The following is an 18,135-nucleotide window of genomic DNA, read 5'->3' as shown; positions in this document are numbered from 1 at the left end:
GGAGAAAGAATATGACCTACCGTGACTTAAACACTCCAATACGAACCATTATGACACCAGGACCTGTGGAGGTGGACCCTCGAGTGCTTCGAGCCATGAGCACACCGATCGTCGGACAATTTGACCCCGCCTTTACCGCCATTATGAACGAAGTAATGGAAATGCTCCGGCAAACGTTTCAGACAAAGAACAAATGGGCATTTCCCGTCGACGGTACATCGAGATCCGGAATAGAAGCGATGCTGTGCAGCATCATCGAGCCGGGCGACAACGTTCTCGTCCCTATTTTCGGACGGTTCGGCTATCTTTTGACGGAAATCTGCGAGCGGTACGGAGCAGAGGTACACACGATGGAATGCCCCTGGGGAGAAGTGTTCGAGGAGGAGCAGGTAATCAAAGAAATAGAACGAATTTCTCCTAAAATCGTTGCCCTTGTCCACGGAGAGACATCGACCGGCCGGATGCAGCCTATGACGAAGATAGGACACGCATGTCGACAGGCGGGCGCCCTTTTTATTGTCGATGCTGTTGCCTCCATAGGTGGAGTGGAAATTAAAGTAGACGAATGGGAGATCGACGGAATTGTCGGCGGAACACAAAAATGCCTTTCCGTACCTTCCGGAATGGCACCGCTCACTTATAACGAACGAATTGAGGAACTAATCCGAGCGAGGAAGAAAGTCGAACGCGGCATCTCGACAGAAGGGGACCGCGAAAAAGAAGGACTCAGATCCAAACCATTTATTAAGAGCAACTACCTGGATTTAAGTATGCTGCAGGAGTATTGGGGGCCTAGAAGGCTGAATCACCACACAGAAGCTACGACCATGCTGTATGCTCTGAGAGAAGGCTTGCGCATCGTTCTGGAAGAAGGGCTGGAATATAGGTTTGAACGCCACAAGCACCATGAGTCCGCCCTCATCAAAGGATTAGAAGCAATGGGGCTGCAAATCTTCGGCAATCCAGCCTGCAAACTTCCGACCGTAACGTGTGTGACGATACCTTCTGAGATTGATGGGGAATCGGTACGAAGGATGCTGCTTGATGAATTCGGAATCGAGATCGCAAGTTCATTCGGTCCTCTCCAAGGAAAAATATGGAGAATAGGGACGATGGGTTACAGCTGCCGGAAGGAAAACATCCTTCACACATTGAGCGCGTTGGAAGCTGTTCTCATCCGACACGGCACAGATATCCAGCCTGGAAAAGCACTGCAGGCTGCTTTGGACAGCTACGGCGTACAGACATTCAGAAAGTCAGCGCAGCACTGACAGAAAGGGGACAGCTGATATGAATGGAACGTTGGACTTAATAATAAAACAGGCGTCCGTCGTTTTAGAAAGCGGTATCCTACAGAAGGATATCGGTATTAAAAACGGGAAGGTCGTCTCTATCGAAGATACGCTTTCCCAACCGGCCGCCGATGTGTATGATGCCTCCGGGCTGCACCTGTTCCCGGGGATGATTGACACCCATGTCCATTTCAATGAACCGGGACGGGAAGAATGGGAAGGGTTCGCTACCGGCTCACGCATGATGGCCGCCGGGGGCGCAACGATGTTCTTCGATATGCCTTTGAACGGCATACCGTCCACCACCACACGCGGAGCCCTCATCGAAAAGCAAAGAGTAGCAGCTCAAAAATCACTCATAGATTTCAGATTATGGGGTGGTTTGGTTCCCGGAAATGAACACCACCTCGCGTCCATGGCGGAGGAGGGGGTGATCGGCTTTAAAGCCTTTCTTTCTGAGACAGGAAACGATGAATTTGAAGCAGTCGATGACCATACCTTGATTCAAGGAATGAAAGAAATCGCAAAAACAGGAAAAGTCCTGGCTTTGCATGCTGAAAGTGGACCAATGACTGCATTTCTAACAAAGGAATTTTCAAAAAGAGGTAATGGTACACCGGAGGAATACCTCGCTTCCAGACCTGTCGAAGCAGAACTGGAAGCAGTGGAAAGAGCTATTTATTATGCGGAGATAGCGAAATGCCCTCTCCATTTCGTCCATATAAGCAGCAAGAGATCCTTAGAAAGAATTGAAGCAGCGAAAGCAAAGGGCATGGACATTACAGCCGAAACATGTGCCCACTATTTATTATTCAACCATATTGCATTAAAACAAAAAGGAGCCATCGCTAAATGCGCTCCTCCACTACGCTCCGAAGAGGAGCAAAAAGAATTGATTGAACTGGTGATGGAAGAGCGATTCGATTTCATTACTTCCGATCACTCTCCATGCCCCCCCGATATGAAATCATCGGACAACTTGTTTGAGTCATGGGGCGGTATCAGTGGTGGACAATTCACCCTACTATCTATGGTCGAGCTTGCCGTCACTTATAATATTCCTTTTGAAAAAATTGCTTCGTTGACTGCCGGCAATGCTGCAAGGCGGTTTCAATTGGAAAACAAAGGACATATCCGAATTGGTAACGATGCAGATTTCGCCTTAGTGAACACCAGAAGACCCTTCACCGTGACAGAGGACAACTTCCGGGCTAAGCATAAGCACAGCATATATATGGGACACACTTTCCCGAGCACGATCGAAGCATCTCTGTCACGAGGGAGGATGGTTTTCAAGCAAGACTACGAAAAGCAACGCACTCATTAAAAAAACCAGGGCTCCATCCTGCTAAAGGACGGTCACCCTGGTTTCTTTTCTTTCTACTGGATTTTCCAATGGATTTAAACCGGTGATTAAGCAGCCAGGACGGTCACCTGGATGAATCATGTTTGAACCCGGCGTCCCGGTCAAAATGACATCCCCGGGCTGTAACGTCATGATTTTCGAGAAAAAAGAAACGATGAAAGCTGGTGAATACATCATATTTCCTACTGTATTCTCATGCGTAACTTTTCCATTTAAGGTTGTCTTCACTATGACGTCTTCAAGAGAAGACCAATGATCTCCAGATACGAGATCGGACCCAAGGGAACAAAAGGTATCAAAGCTTTTGGACCACTGCAGATACTTATCATCGGCTCTATGAATGTCTTTCTCCGTCATATCAAGAGCTGTCGTGTACCCGGCAATAAAGCGCTGAGCCTCCCTCACCTCTATATCCCTGCAGGTTTTTCCTATAATAATAGCAAGCTCTCCTTCCGCTGCTACAGAAGTCGATCCCTTCGGAAGCTGCACCGCCGCTCCAGGACCGATCAACGTTGTTGGAGGCTTCATAAACGTAACCGGCTCCTTTTTCGGCGCTTCGCCTGTAAGCTCCATCGCTTTCTCTACATAGTTCATACCTACACCAAGAGTTTTCCCGGGACAGAGAAGCATATCATCCGGCTGAAGGTTCTCTAATTTCCGATAAGGAAAAGAGGAAAGCTTGTTTCTTCCGGAACTCCGATACCAACCCACAAGCTCTTCCCATTGTCCTTCCTTCAACAGCCCGTCCAAATCAATACTCCAGTTCTTTCCTTCTATATAATTGATTGTCTGCAGAGAAACAACCTTGCCTTCATGCACGATTCCACAGTAACTCTTCTGGTGTTCCTTGAACGCTGTCAGTTTCATAAGCATCCCCTTTTCGTAGTTCTTTACTAATCAAGCACGCCGTTTCTAATAATTTCAGATCCTGTCCCTTTGCCGCTATGAGCGATATGCTAACCGGTCCTTCGACCGTAGAAGGAAGAGGAATAGTAACCTGAGGGAGGCCGGCGAGACCGGCGATGCATGACAATTTCATTGTTTTGGTACGAATATCCTCCAAACGCGATGCGGGGGTACCTCTCTTCGGCGGGCCCGCAGGAGTAGTCGGAAGAAGAAGTACTCCGTCATCACCGATCCACGCATTCGTCCAAGCCTTGATTTTATTCCGGTAAGCCTTTCGTTCCGTCATATCCTGACCAGAGATAGAACGGGCCCAAAGAAGGCGTCTGTATATATCATAAGCAAACCTTGGACGAACGTCTGTTATCCACCCCCCGTGTTCCTGCCATATTTCCTGCGCCTGGAGCACCCGGAACGTATCCGCCCATTTCCCAAGACCATCCTCAGAAAGAAGGCGTGTTTCTTCTTCCTTAAACATCGCTTTCACTTGACGAAGCGGAGCGGCATAGCATTTATGTAAGTCGGGATCGAGCAGCTCCCATAGATCTGATGCGATTTTTATCTTTTCCAACCGCGGACTCCCTTTTCCCCTTCGGAAGAAAATATCCCCGACACGTGACAGTATCACAGGATCATCTGCCATCCAGCCTATCGTATCAAAACTGGGAGCCAGGGGGATGACCCCTTGAACGTCGATTGCTCCATGCGTCGGCCGAAATCCATATATTCCGCAGTAAGAACTTGGGATCCGCACAGATCCGCCCGTATCCGTCCCTAATGCGAAATGGACCTCACCACCCGATGCCGCTGCCGCCGATCCACTTGAGGAACCACCAGGAATACAGGCAGGGGACTTTGGATTGATTGGTGTACCATAGTGAACATTTTCTCCGTTCAAACTGTACATCAGCTCATCTGTATGAGTCATCCCGTGAAGTAATGCTCCTTCCTCAAGCAGCCGGTCTATGACAGGCGCATTGTACTGTGCAGGAGCATGGGTATTTAACCAATCCGGGTTACCTGCTGCGTTTGTGTGACCTGCCACAGAAATAACATCCTTCACACCGAAGGTTAAGCCGTCAAGAATCCCGGACCCAGTCGGTTCCTTCCGCATATCTTCTTTTATGAAAGCATCAGTCATCTCCTAAACTCCCCCATCTTAAAGATGTATCTTTCACAGGATCATAAGAAATCTTTCACTCATACACCCTCTATACCACTGAGATACCACGGCTCTTCCTTTTTATATCTTGACTTGACGAAGCTCACGTGCCGCTCTTTTAACAGCACGGATAATCCCTACGTAGCCTGTGCAGCGGCAGAGGTTTCCGGACAAACCTTCTCTAATTTGCACTTCTGTCGGTTCGGGGTATTCTGCCAATAATGCCTGAACGGCCATCACCATCCCCGGTGTGCAGTACCCGCACTGGAAACCTCCATCCTTCAGGAAACTTTCTTGGATTGGGTGAAGCGCCTTTTCTCCCTTCAATCCCTCAATGGTTTGGATGGACTTACCGGCAACCTGATACACATTCAGCAAACATGCGTTCATTAACACCTCGTCCACAAGTACTGAACAAGCACCGCAACGGCCGATTTCGCAGGAGATTTTTGTTCCTGTCATACCCAGGTAATCACGAAGGAAATCTACAAGCCGCATAGAGGGGTCGACGTAATACTCCTCATAATCCCCATTAATTGTAATACGGAGCGGAGAAGCGTCCTTTCTCCCCCTGGTTTCATCTTCCATTTCTCTCATATCCATTGCTTGTTCCTCCTGTCAGCAAGCGCTCCAAGGACGGCAGCAGGTGAAATAGGAAGGCGGTCCACCCAATGACCTGTTGCATGAAATACGGCGGAAGCAATGGCAGGTGCTGCTGCCACGGTGCCTATTTCCCCTACACCTCTCGGACCGTATTCATCCCCAAATTCCAATTCCTGGATTGGTTCCACCAGCATTGTCTTGGGAACATCCTTTATGGTAGGTATTAAATACTCATCCAAGTTCTCTGTCACATACCTCCCCTTATCCATAATGGCGTCTTCCATCAAGGCGTACCCAAGCCCCATAATGCCGCCGCCCTCGATTTGTCCACGATAGCCAATTAAGCTGACAACCGGCCCGGCGGCAACGATTTGATCCAAGTCCGTCACCGTCACCTGCCCTGAACACGTATCAACTTCCACCTGTGCATAAGCTGCACTGAATGTATAAAGAAAATGACCGCCATCTACTGGATCAGAAGTCGTTGGAAAATCAAATTCTGTTGTCACGCAAAGGGGTTTTCCGTTTGCAGCGTGTTTTGCTATTGTCTGAAAATCAAGCAGTCGTTCCTCCGATAAACGCTTATACACGCCACCCGGCCCGAGCCGTAATTCTTCGTACGGGTCCCCTGTTAATCTTGACGCTTCCTGTGTAATAAGCCTCTGGAACGGTTCCTTCATCCGGCGAAATGCATGCCATACCATGCTCGTTCCTCTCGATGCTGTCGTAGAGCCGGTCGAAGGTACTTTATCGGTGTCCCCGATAATAATTATCAAATCTTCGGTAGTAATATTCAGCTCCGCTACCCCGATCGTTTCTATTACGTTTAAAATCCCCTGCCCTACTTCTTCAAAACCAAAAGCCGCTTCGATTTTGCCGTCCTTCTTTAAAGTAAGACTCCCCCCTGCAGGATCAAGACGCCCATAACCAAGACCACCTCCATGCATGGATATGGAGATACCACTACCAGTGAGTTTCCCATTCCCGGGGACATTCAGTTCCTTTCTCTTTACATGTTCCACCACCTTTTCAAGAACAGCGGACGCTCCGTTTGTCGGGGCAATGCGATGATTGAGGGGGCCCGGATCGTCCACTCCCCGGATATTGATCTTCCTGAGTTCAAGCGGATCGATCCCAGCTGCCTCTGCCAGCCGGTCCAACTGCCCTTCAAGCGCAAAAGTCACCTGGTTTCCTCCGAATCCACGAAATTCGCCGGACACCCCGTTATTTGTAAACACGGCTTTCCCTTCTGTTTCGACATGCGGTACGATATATGGGCCGACGGCATGTTCTACAGCAAAGTCAAGGATCGCCGGACCTAGCGTGGCGTATGCTCCTGTGTCAGAGAGAATCTTAACCTGATGCGCTTGGAGTCTCCCCGCGCTGTCCATCCCGGTTCTCATGGTGATTTTCATTGGGTGCCGCTTGAGACCGGAAACAATGGACTCCCTCCTCGTCTGATGAATCTTGACCGGCCGCTTTGTCTTTAAAGCCAGAAGAGCAGCGTACGGCTGAATATTCAATTCATCTTTTCCACCGAACGAACCTCCCATAGGACTTGATATGATTCGAATATCTTCTTCCTTCATGTCAAGAATCCTCGCTAATTGGAAACGGTCTTTGTATCCATGCTGTGTCCCTACATAGACCGTCAACTTTCCATCAGCTTCGGGGACAATCACTCCCCCCTCTGTTTCCATATACGTATGCATCTGGCGGGGAACGGAATAAGTTTCTTCAATAATAGTCGTACAATAACCAAATCCTTCTGCTACATTCCCTTTTCTATGAGATGCCTCATGAAGAAGGTTCCCGGTTGGATGGAGAAGGATCGCAGCCTCATCCATGGCTTTTTCAGGATCATCGATTACAGGTAAAGGGGCATACTCTACATAGATCCGGGACAATGCTTTTTCTGCGATGGTCATAGAATCAGCCGCCACCGCCGCAACGGCATCTCCCACATATCGGACTCTATCTTCACAGAACACCGGTTGATCCGGTGTGATAATACCAAATCCATTAAGACCCGGAATATCGGCTGCTGTAATGACTGCCTGCACTCCTGGAATCTTTTCAGCAGCTGTTGTATCAATGGAGAGAATCTCCGCATGCGGATAACCACTTCTCAACACCTTCCCATAAAGCATGGAGGGGAAAGACAGATCACTTAAATATTGCAGTTCTCCTGAAACTTTCGCCTTTCCATCCGGACGGATCATCTGCTTATAAGATGACAATGTTTCCATTTTCTAGATTCCTCCAGTCCAAAGTTCATTCCTAAGCCTCTCCATCTCAAAGGCAACAATGTTCACTACGACCTGCCGGCAATATTCCTCGGATGCGAAAGGTGTAGGAGCCGGGTGGTATTCCTCTTCTATTATCTTTGCAACATCCTCCCATCGGTCTCGGCGAATCGCATGATCCCTGAGAAACAGCTCCGTCCTCTCCAGACGTCTCGGCTGGTATCCTCCTCCACCGACCGCTATACGTACTTTCTTTACGTTCTGATCGGAATCGATTTCAATGCCTCCCGCTACAGTAACGACAGATGGAATAAACCCCTCTCTCCTCCCTACTTTCCGGTAAAAGCATATTCTCTCTTCATCAGGTAGTCGAAAGGATACAAGAATCATATTTTTCGGTTTCGGTGACCGAATAAATGAACGAAGAGGTTCAACCATTTCTTTACCACCATGGAACCAAACAACTTTCGCTCCCAAAACCAGCAGCGCAGGCACAAGGTCGCCGATTCCATAGCCGACATTGCCTCCGATGACTGCCTGATTACGGACAGCCGGGGAAGCGATTCTTGAAGCTGCTTCCGAAAGAACTGGCCACTTCGCCTGAATCAATGGGTGAGAGGCACATTCCTGGAGCTTCGTCATCGCTCCAATAGACAATTCCCGTTCTCCATTCCTTACCAAATAGTCGACTTTATCAAGGTTTGGAATTGCTGACAGACTTACGATATGAAAGGGGATATCTTCACCTTTCTCCCGCTGTAACTGGAGGATCGTCCCTCCGGCTGTATAAACAGCATCAGATCCGTGCATGGTTTTCAACCGCCATGCTTCTGTTAATGTAACCGGAGAGGAAACGGCAGGGGGGTCAGTTGTCGTCATTTCGCTTCCACCTCCATACTTCTAACCCACGCATAATCCGCTCTCGTGTCAACGTCGAAGAAGCTCCATCCGTTTCGAAATGGTACACGCCTGCCTCTTTCTGCAAATTGCTTCAGTAATCGACCTGCCCCAGCATCTCCTTCCAAAGAAAGTAAGTGTTCGAAAATGGGAGCGCCCATTAATACAGGCGGCTGCACAATTCCCTCATGAACGGAAGCGACATAATAAATACCATGCTCCTTCTCAGCACTGTAGCAGGTGATCAGTTTATTGATGATACTCGCAGACAGGAATGGCTGGTCAGCAAGAAGCGTAATGACAAAGGATGCGCCATAAGCTTGAGCTGCCCGAACACCTTGGGCCAAGGATTTCGACTGTCCGTCAGCAGGTTCGGTGCATCGGACAGCACTCCACTTCTCAGAGAAAGACGGGTCTTTCAGGAGAGGATCGATCCAATGGAGCGTATCCCCCTTCCTTACGACAACAAACACATGATCCAGCGCCGAATCTAAGGCTCTGCTCAAAGCTCTGCTTCCAATCGTGCTTCCTTCAAAGGGTAGTGCAAGCTTGTTTTCCCCCATTCTCCTGCTCTGTCCAGCCGCAAGGAGGATCCCTACTTTATTCCAGCGTTTCACGGGCGACAGCCTCCTTCGAAACACCATGTACGATTTTGGATAAAGGAATGAGCTCCGCCATGATGCTTACTGCTATTTCTTCGGGCCCCTCCGCTTTGATTGATAAGCCGATAGGAGTGGTGATGAAGGGTGGAATCTCCTTGTTTCCCAACAGACGTTTCGTCCGTTGTTTTGAACCCAGGATCCCCAGATACTTCAATTGCTTCCCTATTAATTCCTGAAGGAACTCCCGGTCTTTTTGAAAACTGTGAGTCATAATCATTACACAGTCATTTGGCTGCCAATGGATATGCTTGATTATATCGGCCGGGGAGGCTGCTATTCTTTCATCTGCGGGACAGCATGAATCTTCTACAATCAAACCCGGACGCCAGTCTGCGAGAATCGTATAGTACCCGACTTTTTCAGCCAGTTCCAGCACCGGACGTGCATCTCTACCTGCACCGAGTATGACCAACCGCTGCTTAGGCTGGAAGGTATGGATGAATATATCTTCTTTCACGGACGTCCCCTGAATCCGCTGACTTCTTTCATTCGAACGGTAGGTTACCTCATGAAGAAGCTTCTGTTCTGCTGAATGAGAAAGCCAGTGATCACCGAATCTATTTCCTTCGCTTCCTTTATACATCACAAACGACGGTGATCCTTTTTCCGGGAGCGTCCGGATCATGGTTATCTGCTCCCCGCGTTCAAGAGCATCCCTTAAAGCAGCAAGCTCCTTCTGAACTTTGGGTGTAACCCATTCGACAAGAACATGAATGACACCATTGCACCCCGATCCTTCCCCCCAGGAAAGCATGTCAAATCCCCGCATATCATAGATAATCACTTCAGGATCTTTTGGTATTTTCCCCTGCTCCATCCTGGCAGCAAGATCCTGCTCGAGACAGCCTGCACTAAGCATGCCGTATTGGCAGCCGTCTCTGTCAATGATCATCCTCGCCCCTTCTTTTTTATAGGCGGAGCCTTCCACATAAACAATCGACGCCATCACACTGCCCAGGGACGGAATCCCCTTTAAATCTCTAAAAATTCCATGGATGTCGTCCATTCCGGCCTTCCCTCCTAATTTAGTCTTTTGTTCATTGTTATAATATTCCGATAATTAAAATTACAGAGATGTAATTATTTGTAACATTTGGTGTTATTACCATCAGTTTAGACCAAACGACTACTCAGGTCATTGTTCAAGATGACCAATAAAGCTCCGACTCTTCAGCACATTAAACAATTACGTTAACACAGGCGTACGCTTTATGAGTCTTTTAATCGATACGTCAGCTTCTTTTAAAACGACCGCTTTATCCATCGTATTCATTTTTCGATTTTCCATCAAAAACCTGCCCCCAACCATAGTCGATTCCACATCCGCCCGGGTAGCGGAATAGACAATTCTGGAAATCGGGTCCACTCCATGCATTGGATAGGTATGAAAATCTTCCAAATTCAATATCGACAAATCTGCTTTCTTTCCCACTTCGAGACTGCCGATCTCTTTTTCCATACCAACAGCTTTCGCGCCACCGATCGTTGCCATTCGAAATACGGTTCTGGCATCCATAGCTGTCGGACCATGAAAAGGTTTCGGCAGTAAAGCAGCAAGTCTCATCTCCTGAAACATATCCAGATTATTGTTACACGGTGCTCCGTCCGCACCTAAACTGAGCGAAATGCCGCGATCCAACATACCTTTCGTATCAGCAATGCCTGATGCAAGCTTCAAGTTCGACCCTGGACAATGGCTGACATGGACCCCTTTTTCCTTAATGATTCGTTTTTCCACTTCATCCAACCATACACAATGAGCAAGTATTAAACGCTCGTTGGCAAGGCCCAGATGATCCAGATAAACGACATTTCTCATACCGGTCTCCGCTTCAACGATGGCAATTTCCCCTCGATTTTCAGACGCGTGGGTGTGGACGAATATTTGACGTTCTTTTGAAAGGCGCGCAACTTCCCTTAACAACTCCTCCGTGCAAGAGACAGCAAATCTAGGCGAAAAAGCATAACGGATTCTTCCCCCGTCGTAGTTATGCCATTTATCCAACAAGTCGAGACTATCCATGACGGATCTCTCCGTCGTTTCCTGAAGCTCACGCGGCACCTCATCCCCCTTATCCATCATCACTTTCCCTGAGAGCGCTCGAATACCACTCTCCGACAAGGCCCGGAATGCCGAATCTGTATGATGGACCGTTTCCATATCCACTACAGTCGTCGTTCCGCTTTGAATCAATTCACCAATCCCAAGCATGGCGGAATAATACACAGATTCCTCATCATGAGCTGCTTCCAGCGGCCATATCCTGTTCTTTAACCAATCCATCAACTCCAAATCATCGCCGCGCCCCCGAAAGATCGTTTGACATAAATGGATGTGCGTTTGCACAAAACCGGGGATGACCGTTCTGCCACCGGCGTCCACCATTCGATGAGCACGGGATTCATGGAGATCTTTTCCAATTCCCGCAATAACATCCCCTTCTATTAATATATCGCCGCACAAAACCTCTTCGTCCGCATTCATCGTTACGATTTCCGCATTTTTAATTAACGTTATCTCCAACAAACCCACCCCTTCATTTAATAAGAGAGCAAGGAGATACTCCACCCCAACTGATCCACAGAGATCCCCCTCTGCGTTGCGTAGCCGGGAATTTACGGTTCCCTGTAGAAACACCCGAACCAATTATCAGGTTTATACGAACACTTTCAGCAATCGTACCCTGGTTTTTCCAATCACTCAACAGTTATGTCACATTATGTAACAAACAAATTCAATGGTTCCTTCGCCCTCCTTTGTTGATGAAATCCAAAAATTCAGAAATATTATAGTCAGTTTAACTAATGACCATCATCCATTCGTTAGATATAATGTCAACAAATCTTACATAACTTGTAATGAAACAGGAGGAGATCTTATCAGTTTACCTAATTTGGCATCTCAAACACCCCGTCCAGCACAGAAAAATCTGCCTGAAGGGGCTCCAAGGAAATTTCAAATGCCCCATATCTACGTCATCTTGTTTACATTCAGCGCTCTGGCAGCCATTGCTACCTACTTCATTCCCGCAGGAACCTACGACAGGATTGAGGGACCGGAGGGCAGAACTACGATTGATCCCACCTCTTATCAAGCAGCCGAATCCAACCCCACCAGTTTAATGGACTTTATGCTGGCTTTCCCCCAAGGATTGGTTAGCGCCGGTTCCGTGGTATTCTTCACCTTCATTATTGGCGGCTTATTCATGGTTCTTAGAAAAACGGGCATTATCGAAAACGCAGTAGATGGATTGACGAGGACATTTGCCGGCAGAAGCCTGGCGGTCGTCCCGGTTCTGATGATCACCTTTGCAGTCGTCTGCAGTTTAATAGGAACACAGGAACTGAGCCTCGTCTATGTGCCTGTCATCCTTCCTCTCATCATCGCACTGGGTTACGACTCCATGACCGCTGTAGCCATAGCCCTCTGTGCGACAACAGCAGGTTTCACTGCCGGATTCTTAAACCCGATTAACACGGGGCTCGGCCAGCAGCTTGCCGGTGTCCCTTTATACAGCGGCCTCGGTCTGCGCCTAGGAATATTCCTTATCATCATTACTATTGGTATCCTTTATGTCATGAAATACGCGAAGAATATACGCACTACTCCATCTGCCAGTTTTGTCTATGAAGAAGACAAAGAAAAACGACAGCTCTATTCTTCCGCCGATCAAACAAAACGCTACAAGGCAACAAAAAGACAAAAAGCAGCAGCCGTTACAGCGCTCCTTTTCTTCGGAATTCTTGTTTATGGTGTCCTGAAACATGGTTGGTTCATGATGGAAATGGCCGGGCTGTTCATTATGATGGGTATCGTGGTCGGTCTCGTGGCAGGATTGTCGACCAGTGATATATGCGATGGCTTTAATGAAGGCTTTAAAAACGTCCTGCTCGGCGCATTCATCGTAGGTGTCGCAAGAGCCGTAGCCGTCATCATGGAAGAAGCGCAAATTATGGATACGATTGTTTTTTATCTCGGAGAATGGGTCGGGCATTTCCCTTCCATTTTCAGCGCCATCGGCATGTTCGGTGTGCAATTACTGTTCAACTTCCTCGTGCCGTCAGGAAGTGGTCAAGCGCTCGTGACCATTCCGATCATGGCTCCTCTTGCCGAAATCATCGGCGTCACAAAACAAACAGCCGTACTCGCTTATCAATTAGGGGACGGGCTCGGAAATATTCTTTACCCGACGTCCGGATATTTCATGGCAACTCTGGTACTAGCCGGCGTGAAGTGGCAGAAGTGGGTCAAGTTCTACCTGCCACTGTTCGGGATGTGGGTGGGCGTCAGCATCCTCTTTCTCATCCTGGCACAATGGCTTCAGTGGACAGGAGTATAAAAAAAGAACAGCACCGAATTCGGTGCTGTTCTTTTTATGTTTGTTTCACCATTACAATCCGATTTTCTTTTTCCACAAAGCCGTTCTTTATGTAAAAATCGGCAGCGTCACCTGCATGGCTTGTCAGTAGATTAATAGAAGAAACACCTTTCTCCTCTAGGAATTCTTCTAAAGACCGCATTAAAAAAGAACCGGCACCCCGGCCCTGCAAACGATTGTCGATACAGAATTCCGCTATATAGAAGTTCCACCCTCCCGACGTCCGCCTGCTGTTTCCAATAGTAAAACCGATCATTTTCCCTTCCGCATACAAAGCCAGACCGAAACTTTTAGGTGTATTCATTAAATCGCGCAATCGTTCCTCTACAGCCGGCACGGACCATGATTCAAGCCAGGGGGCTGACTGAAAAATAGTCCGAAACAGCTCCACACAGGATACGAGGTCTTCTCCTTTCAAAGAAGCCGTGCTGTAGTTCAAACCTATCCCTCCATTAATTGAAAAAGCCGTAATAAATGAAACCCGCCAGCGAAAACAGCGGAATGACGAAGAGCAGCGACCCTCGTAAAGCCCGAAAATAAGAGCGGAAGCCTCCACCCTCATCACTAACGGAAGCGATCTCCATCGACAGCCAGATGATCGTAAGCAATCCCAGTCCAATACCCGCCAGAACATTCATTACGTCCACCTCCATTTTTTCCCTTTCCACTAGTTTACCACAGTCTCCCTTTTAAATGACCGAATTTTCAGTTTAATAAGGAATTAGTGGACGTATATTATATCTTTTTTCCGGTATACGCTGAGGACGAGTCCGAACACTAAAGCACTCATAACCGTCGGATAGAAGCCGTAGCTGAAAAACGGCAAAGAGATTCTCGTAATAGGAAGAAGACCCACGATCATCAATATATGATAGAAGGTTTGAACAGTGAAGAACACTCCTCCACCCGTCACCAACATTTTCCCGAACGGATCCCTTACCCTTAGATGAACGAGGACAAGACGTATGATAAGAAGGACGAGAACGAACAGGACTATGAACGCAGTAATCCAGCCAAAGTGATAGACGAGACTGGCATACATGAAATCTTCATATGGAGAAGTCAAAACATCCGGCTCACTCCTGTGTCCGAACCAGCCGCCGTTCAAGAGCATATATCTGACTCCCATATAGACAGCTCCACTTCCTTCTGTAAATTGCTCCGGATGAAGGAAGGCGAGCAATCGTTCTTTTTGATATACTTCCATGTGTTTCCATACCCATACACCACCACCAACTATAACTGCTGATCCACCGATTAATACCCCCGCAATCATCCTCCTGTGCCAGTTTGCATTCCATGCCATTGCAATAAAGGCAGTCAGTAATAGAAACAGCGATGCGATGTCGGGCATCATCACATAGAGAAACAAAGGAAGAGCAATCATGGCAAGACCTATCCATCTATTTGAACTTTTCTTTACGAAAAAGGCAGCGAATCCAACCAGCAGCAACGGGAGGAACATGAATGCTTTGAAAGAGAGGGGACCAGCCTGCAAAACTGGAGCTCCGTTGACAAAAGATACCGGAAGGACCAGTAAAGAAAACAGCCCTGCCACCCCGAATCCATACACTAACCCACCCCACTTCCTCAACAAACGATAGTCCAGAAAGAACAAAGCTGTCATAATCGCTATGCCTAGCGTTGTGTACAACACTTTGTTCCAAGTCGAGTATCCTTGGTCTATTCCGTAAACAAAAACCGGAAGAAAACTAAGAGTGATGGCGATACCGAGAAGCAATACCATCCACCAATCTGTCTTCGGACGATGAAGCTTATTTAAATCCATACCAAGGGAAACCGGGTTCCCCATTTGTTCCACCGCCTGTTGTTCTGCATGATCATGTGGGATACCTTCCTTAACGAGACGCTCCCTTTCGGTCTCTAAATGGCGAGCCAACTCTTCTCCTACCAGTTCCCTCGCTTCTTTGTTTTTAATATGTCCCTTTACTTGGTGTAAGAAATCACTTTCGACTCTGGTCATACGTGAATCACCGACTCAAGCAAGGGTTGAAACAGAGTCTTTTTCGTTCCAGGGGTAGTTTCGTACTTCTTCAGGAGTCTTTGACCTTTAGGTGTCAGTCGATAATATTTAACGTCCGATTCCCAGGATGAAGAGAGATAGGACTGGTTCTCCAGTTTGTGCAACAGAAGATAGAGTCTGCCTTCCTCGCCGTCAAACCTTGTAATCCCTCTCACTCTAAGCTGCTGCGTCAAATGATGCCCGTTTTTCTTATACACAAGCAGTTGGAAGACAACAAGTAACACATCAATATCCCTTTCTCCCTCCTGTTTCCGTATATGGTTGATAACGGTCTCCATTTTTTCTTCACTAAACCGAAGCCTGCCTAATGCTGTTTCATCTAGAGAATGTTTTAATCTCTTCAATCGTTCATCCATCATACAAATCTCCTCCCAATTGATTTTCAAGCAGTTCCTTCGCCCGTTTAAGACGGGTTTTGATCGTATTTTCACTCTTCTTTGTCACGTTTCCAATTTCCTTGGCAGTCATCTCTTCGTAATAATAGAGATAAATGACTTCCCGATACTTCGGAGGGAGCTGCATGACAGCCGTTATTAGTTCTACATCCATAAAGCCCCGAACAACCTTTTCCTCCGTGCCCAAAGGCTCCTCTTTCTGCCTAAGCGTCTCTTCTCCTACAGCGATGACTTTTCTGTTGTACCAGCTCTTTAAATAATCTTTGCATTGATTGATTGCAATTCGCCACAACCACGTTTTCAGTTTTGAGGTACCGTTATATTTATGCAGATTTGTATAGCACTTAATGAAAATCTCCTGGGTGAGGTCCTCCGCTATTGCCTGGTTTCTCACATATGTATAAACAAGCCGAAGCACATCATCTCCATACGTATGCATAATTTCCGCAATTGCCCGTTCCTTGTCTTCTAACATCGTGTATTTCTCGATTGATTGTTCCACATTCTCGCCTCCTGCCTATTTAACGACACTACCTGACTTATAGTTTTCTTTTTCACATAAAAAAAAGAAATTCCCGTTGAAAAGGAACTTCTTCTAACGATGAAAGATGGGGCGCAGTTCTTTCCAGTCCTTCCATATGTAATCCGTCGGTACTCCCTTACTACGACCGTCGTCTTTCCACGCTGTCTGCATACCGGCATTCCTTGCTCCTTCTATATCGTTCACGGGGTGATCGCCGAGGAATACACAAGTTTCTGGAGATACACACAAGGCATCCACAGCTCGTTGAAAAATACCAGGTTCAGGTTTCTTCATCCCTTCCGCTTCCGATACAAGAATAACATCCATATACGGATCCAACCCGAGCGCGGTGATGTTGGCCCTTTGAAAACCGCTTTTGCCATTAGTAATGATCCCGATAAGAAGCTTCTCCGCTTTCCACTTCCTGACCGTTTCCATCATGCCGGGAAAAGGAATGCAGTAGCACGGAAAATGGTTAATGTAGTCGGCCAGCAGCCACTCCCATGTCAAAGAGGAGATAGAAAACTCCTCGATGAGCTGCTGATATACAATATCCTTCCAAACGTATCCATGGTTATCCAGTTCGATGAAACGATCCACATAGTCCTGTTTTGGTACGTGAGACAATTGCTCCGTCAAACGGTCATACTGTGCCGTGACAAACCGTTTAAGGGAAGAATCCCTATCAAGCATCGTTCCATCTAAATCACAAAGAACGGCTTTAATCATGAACCAGAACCTCCATAAAAAAAGTAATGATAGTACTCCACCGGTTACAATCTCCCTAAAAAGAAAGGCAGATTCGGCGGCCAACCTCTATCGGTTTCCATTAAAAAGAATCACCATTCTCAATCATAGAACACCTTCCGATAGAATTGTATGATTTTAGTACCGATATAGCTGGAACGATCCGGGTACTCCTCCCTGTAATAAGCATTCCAATAGCTGATCACTCGGCTCTCGATAAGCTGATGGAAGACAGGGTTATCCAAAAGGAACCTGTTTAATTCCTCTGTATCGAGCCTCCGCCTGTTGTCATATATGACATGGAGGATTTCCTTCACATACTCCCCGGACAGACGAATTACATATGGCAGTACCCAAGGATACACGTTTTTAAAGCTCAGGATTTTCTCCAGCTGATTCTGTCTTACAAACCCATCATGATGCCTTGAAAAAAGGCAGGCCGCAATCATCTGCTGCTGATCCGTCATTTTATTAACCAGCCGAGAGGAGATTGGCTTATCGTACATTCGTTCAGGGATCACGAGTTCTGTTTCATGAAACCGTACACAAAAGGTTCCGGAAACATGGAACGGTTTTTTTCTCCATAAAGATAGAACTACCCGTACATCTTCTGCTAAACACGGTGGGAAGGCTTTTTCCAAGCAGCTTATACTGCGCTCCCTATTCAATTAAAAACCTGGTAAATGACATACCCGACGATCAGCAGCACGAGAAGCAGTGCCGTCCACTTTGCCCCGAGTGCTCCGACCAAATCCGGCAGTACCCCGCCTCCGGATGCACTCGATGAGTTACGCTTGATGTCCTTCGCACGCATACGTTCTCTTCTTTCTTCCGGTGTTTCCTTTGCTTCACTCATCCCCACTCCTCCTTTTTACAATTATTTCAAACGAATCTTTTTATCACAAGAAAAAAGATC

19 protein-coding genes and 1 riboswitch are annotated in these 18,135 nt (G+C 47.3%); of the genes, 3 read left to right on the top strand and 16 right to left on the bottom strand.

The annotated features are described in order from the left end of the window. Nucleotides 1-11 precede the first annotated feature (11 nt). Nucleotides 12-1,271, top strand: a complete 1,260-nt coding sequence (locus tag D479_RS07980; protein ID WP_039871115.1) for an alanine--glyoxylate aminotransferase family protein — start codon at nt 12-14, stop codon at nt 1,269-1,271. A 19-nt stretch (nt 1,272-1,290) separates the two neighbouring features. Then, nucleotides 1,291-2,619 carry an allantoinase AllB gene (gene allB / locus D479_RS07975; protein WP_008635631.1) on the top strand — a complete coding sequence of 443 codons (1,329 nt, stop codon included), beginning with the start codon at nt 1,291-1,293 and terminating at the stop codon, nt 2,617-2,619. Nucleotides 2,620-2,640: 21 nt separating this feature from the next. On the opposite strand, the gene D479_RS07970 is transcribed toward allB, so the two are convergent. The 8 genes from D479_RS07970 to D479_RS07935 all read right to left on the bottom strand — a co-directional run bounded on the left by D479_RS07970 (nt 2,641) and on the right by D479_RS07935 (nt 11,655). Then, the gene (locus D479_RS07970; RefSeq protein WP_008635630.1) at nt 2,641-3,525 is read right to left on the bottom strand and encodes a fumarylacetoacetate hydrolase family protein; all 885 of its coding nucleotides are present in this window, start codon (nt 3,523-3,525) and stop codon (nt 2,641-2,643) included. After that, on the bottom strand, nt 3,470-4,702 hold the full coding sequence (locus tag D479_RS07965; RefSeq protein ID WP_008635629.1) for an amidase: 1,233 nt from the start codon (nt 4,700-4,702) through the stop codon (nt 3,470-3,472). Before D479_RS07965 ends, D479_RS07970 begins: the two co-directional genes overlap by 56 nt. A gap of 102 nt (nt 4,703-4,804) precedes the next feature. After that, complete coding sequence (locus tag D479_RS07960; protein WP_008635628.1) at nt 4,805-5,326, bottom strand: (2Fe-2S)-binding protein; 522 nt, start codon at nt 5,324-5,326, stop codon at nt 4,805-4,807. Beyond that, nucleotides 5,317-7,575, bottom strand: a complete 2,259-nt coding sequence (gene pucD / locus D479_RS07955; RefSeq protein WP_008635627.1) for a xanthine dehydrogenase subunit D — start codon at nt 7,573-7,575, stop codon at nt 5,317-5,319. Before pucD ends, D479_RS07960 begins: the two co-directional genes overlap by 10 nt. Before the next feature lie 3 nt (nt 7,576-7,578). Beyond that, nucleotides 7,579-8,451, bottom strand: a complete 873-nt coding sequence (locus D479_RS07950) for an FAD binding domain-containing protein (RefSeq protein WP_008635626.1) — start codon at nt 8,449-8,451, stop codon at nt 7,579-7,581. Further along, nucleotides 8,448-9,086, bottom strand: a complete 639-nt coding sequence (locus D479_RS07945; protein ID WP_008635625.1) for an NTP transferase domain-containing protein — start codon at nt 9,084-9,086, stop codon at nt 8,448-8,450. The genes D479_RS07950 and D479_RS07945 overlap by 4 nt, the downstream gene beginning before the upstream one ends. After that, a complete protein-coding gene (locus D479_RS07940) occupies nt 9,070-10,137 on the bottom strand; it encodes an XdhC/CoxI family protein (protein WP_008635618.1) in 1,068 nt (355 codons plus the stop codon). Before D479_RS07940 ends, D479_RS07945 begins: the two co-directional genes overlap by 17 nt. 180 nt (nt 10,138-10,317) lie before the next feature. Beyond that, complete coding sequence (locus D479_RS07935) at nt 10,318-11,655, bottom strand: 5'-deoxyadenosine deaminase (protein ID WP_039871122.1); 1,338 nt, start codon at nt 11,653-11,655, stop codon at nt 10,318-10,320. Nucleotides 11,656-11,715: 60 nt separating this feature from the next. After that, nucleotides 11,716-11,815: riboswitch (purine riboswitch) on the bottom strand. A 276-nt stretch (nt 11,816-12,091) separates the two neighbouring features. On the opposite strand from D479_RS07935, the gene D479_RS07930 reads away from it, so the two are divergent. Then, nucleotides 12,092-13,471: an AbgT family transporter gene (locus D479_RS07930; RefSeq protein WP_008635614.1), complete on the top strand. Its 1,380-nt coding sequence runs from the start codon at nt 12,092-12,094 to the stop codon at nt 13,469-13,471. 34 nt (nt 13,472-13,505) lie between these two features. Here the strand turns inward: D479_RS07930 and D479_RS07925 are convergent, their stop codons facing one another. The 8 genes from D479_RS07925 to D479_RS07890 form a co-directional block, all read right to left on the bottom strand. After that, complete coding sequence (locus D479_RS07925; protein WP_008635612.1) at nt 13,506-13,949, bottom strand: GNAT family N-acetyltransferase; 444 nt, start codon at nt 13,947-13,949, stop codon at nt 13,506-13,508. 13 nt (nt 13,950-13,962) lie between these two features. Next, the gene (locus D479_RS20695; RefSeq protein WP_008635609.1) at nt 13,963-14,148 is read right to left on the bottom strand and encodes a hypothetical protein; all 186 of its coding nucleotides are present in this window, start codon (nt 14,146-14,148) and stop codon (nt 13,963-13,965) included. A gap of 83 nt (nt 14,149-14,231) precedes the next feature. Next, the gene (locus D479_RS07915; protein WP_008635607.1) at nt 14,232-15,494 is read right to left on the bottom strand and encodes an FtsW/RodA/SpoVE family cell cycle protein; all 1,263 of its coding nucleotides are present in this window, start codon (nt 15,492-15,494) and stop codon (nt 14,232-14,234) included. Continuing rightward, nucleotides 15,491-15,913 carry a PadR family transcriptional regulator gene (locus D479_RS07910; RefSeq protein WP_008635605.1) on the bottom strand — a complete coding sequence of 141 codons (423 nt, stop codon included), beginning with the start codon at nt 15,911-15,913 and terminating at the stop codon, nt 15,491-15,493. The genes D479_RS07915 and D479_RS07910 overlap by 4 nt, the downstream gene beginning before the upstream one ends. After that, nucleotides 15,903-16,451, bottom strand: a complete 549-nt coding sequence (locus D479_RS07905; protein WP_008635603.1) for a sigma-70 family RNA polymerase sigma factor — start codon at nt 16,449-16,451, stop codon at nt 15,903-15,905. The genes D479_RS07910 and D479_RS07905 overlap by 11 nt, the downstream gene beginning before the upstream one ends. A 93-nt stretch (nt 16,452-16,544) precedes the next feature. Further along, entirely contained in the window at nt 16,545-17,201 is a 657-nt protein-coding gene (locus D479_RS07900) for an HAD family hydrolase (protein WP_008635601.1), read from the bottom strand. A gap of 119 nt (nt 17,202-17,320) precedes the next feature. After that, nucleotides 17,321-17,686 (bottom strand): hypothetical protein, encoded by a 366-nt coding sequence (locus D479_RS07895; protein WP_152413351.1) that lies wholly within the window; start codon nt 17,684-17,686, stop codon nt 17,321-17,323. 197 nt (nt 17,687-17,883) lie between these two features. Next, on the bottom strand, nt 17,884-18,075 hold the full coding sequence (locus D479_RS07890) for a DUF6366 family protein (protein ID WP_008635597.1): 192 nt from the start codon (nt 18,073-18,075) through the stop codon (nt 17,884-17,886). Between the last annotated feature and the right edge of the window lie 60 nt (nt 18,076-18,135).

Origin of the sequence: Halobacillus sp. BAB-2008 (assembly GCF_000328325.1) — a bacterium.
Lineage (GTDB): Bacteria > Bacillota > Bacilli > Bacillales > Halobacillaceae > Halobacillus.
Note: the sequence above shows the minus strand (reverse complement) of the source record. Positions and strands in the feature narration are given on the sequence as shown.